Origin of the sequence: Endozoicomonas sp. YOMI1 (assembly GCF_024606345.1) — a bacterium.
In the GTDB taxonomy this organism is placed as follows: Bacteria; Pseudomonadota; Gammaproteobacteria; order Pseudomonadales; family Endozoicomonadaceae; genus Endozoicomonas.
In genome coordinates this window covers 1-1,550 of record NZ_JAHHPM010000550.1, presented here as the reverse complement: position 1 = coordinate 1,550, position 1,550 = coordinate 1, and the positions used below count along the sequence as shown (strand labels likewise).

At 48.7% G+C, this 1,550-nt stretch carries 2 protein-coding genes; one reads left to right on the top strand and one right to left on the bottom strand.

Going from position 1 to position 1,550, the window contains the following annotated elements; all coding sequences use genetic code 11:
• Positions 1-35: 35 nt before the first annotated feature.
• Positions 36-860: a transposase gene (locus KDK15_RS19530; protein ID WP_257297071.1), complete on the bottom strand. Its 825-nt coding sequence runs from the start codon at positions 858-860 to the stop codon at positions 36-38.
• 217 nt (positions 861-1,077) lie between these two features.
• Between KDK15_RS19530 and KDK15_RS19525 the strand changes: the two genes are divergently transcribed.
• Complete coding sequence (locus tag KDK15_RS19525; RefSeq protein ID WP_257266080.1) at positions 1,078-1,419, top strand: UPF0175 family protein; 342 nt, start codon at positions 1,078-1,080, stop codon at positions 1,417-1,419.
• Positions 1,420-1,550 lie beyond the last annotated feature (131 nt).

Genomic DNA, 1,550 nt, shown 5'->3' with positions numbered 1-1,550 from the left:
GATCCAGCGGTTCAAAATGGCTGCGCAGTTCATATTTAGAAGGTGGAATTGGTATAATGCAGGCCAAAATAATCGGCAATGGCTTTCTGGGTATAACCGCCGGAACTGAAAGCAGAACAAACGGCATCCTCCAGGGTAGCAAAATTAGTTTTATAAAAATCCAGCGCTTTAGCAGGCTTGCGTTTCTGCTTATGAGGCACTTCAGAAAGGGCCTTATCTTTCACCGGCTTGTCAATATACTGCTGCTGATCCGAAACAAACTGATCATCACCCAGGTAGATCTGCTGTTTAAGATGAACCCAGATATTGATACCCACCCCTGCCAGTACAAAAGCAGCAAAACGTTCACAGGCTCGCTCCCGATCTTGTGAAAACTGCATCAGCATGGCATCGGTGGCCAGCCAGTCTGGTGAAGGCAGCTCACCGAGGGTATAACGGTAACTGCTCCACAGCCAGTCAGCAGGGTGATCCACCATACAGGCACGTACCGGATTCAACACCACATAACGGCTCAACTCCAGAAGGTAGGCTGCCTTATCCACCAGAATGGCTTTGTAGCGCCCCTGAAAAAGATGGCCAACCCGCCCATAGCGTCGGTTAAACCGTGTGGTATAAACACCATTCAGCTGCCGCATACCCGCAGAAAGATTACCGTCTGGCGTTTCTAACACCAGGTGATAATGATTGGTCATCAAACACCAAGAATGAATCGACCAGTTAAAGCGGTCACAGACCTCGGCCAGGGTATCCAGGAACAGATTGAAATCTACCTCTTCCCAGTAAATTGGCTTGCGTTCATTCCCCCGCGAAGTCACATGGTACAGCGCACCAGCGTACTCAATTCGTAATGGCCTGCTCACTTATATACCCCCAAGTAATAAACAAAGAGCTATAAAAGTAGAACAGGATTAGGGGGCGTAAAGAATCAAGACCTGACCCCGGTTTTTAGCGTGACCCCGGTTTTCTTTTCGTTCTTTTCGGGAAGCGGGCGGCGGGAAGCGGGAGTCTTCCCCCAATTATTCATCTATAATAGGTACACACTTCGGACACAAAATTATTACCCACAAGGAACAAACCATGGGCACTGATACAACACCAGCAGTTTTCGGCATAAGGGAACTCAGAGAAAGATCCAAAGAACTTAGTGATGTTGCCCAGTCGGGCAAATTAGCCGTATTTACCCGTTACGGGGCACCTCTTATGATCGGCGTGCCCGTCACCAATACCTTGCTGGAAAAAGGGGTCCACACCGGTCTTGCGATCAGTTTGTATGAAGCGGGCGTATTAACACTGGCAAAATCAGCCCAACTCGCCGACCTATGCCTGGAAGACTTTATGAAGCTGGTATCAAGCCTTGACATTCCCATTGCTGATTACCAGCCCGGCGACTTGGAAAAGGAGTTAAAGCACTTTGACTAAAATCATCGTTGCTGATGCCAGCCCACTGATCGCCCTGGGCCAGACGCCAGTTCTTAATCATCTGAAGCAACTGAATCTGATATTAATGGCTCCCGCCACTGTACTCAATGAGTGCAAAGTACCCGGAAAAC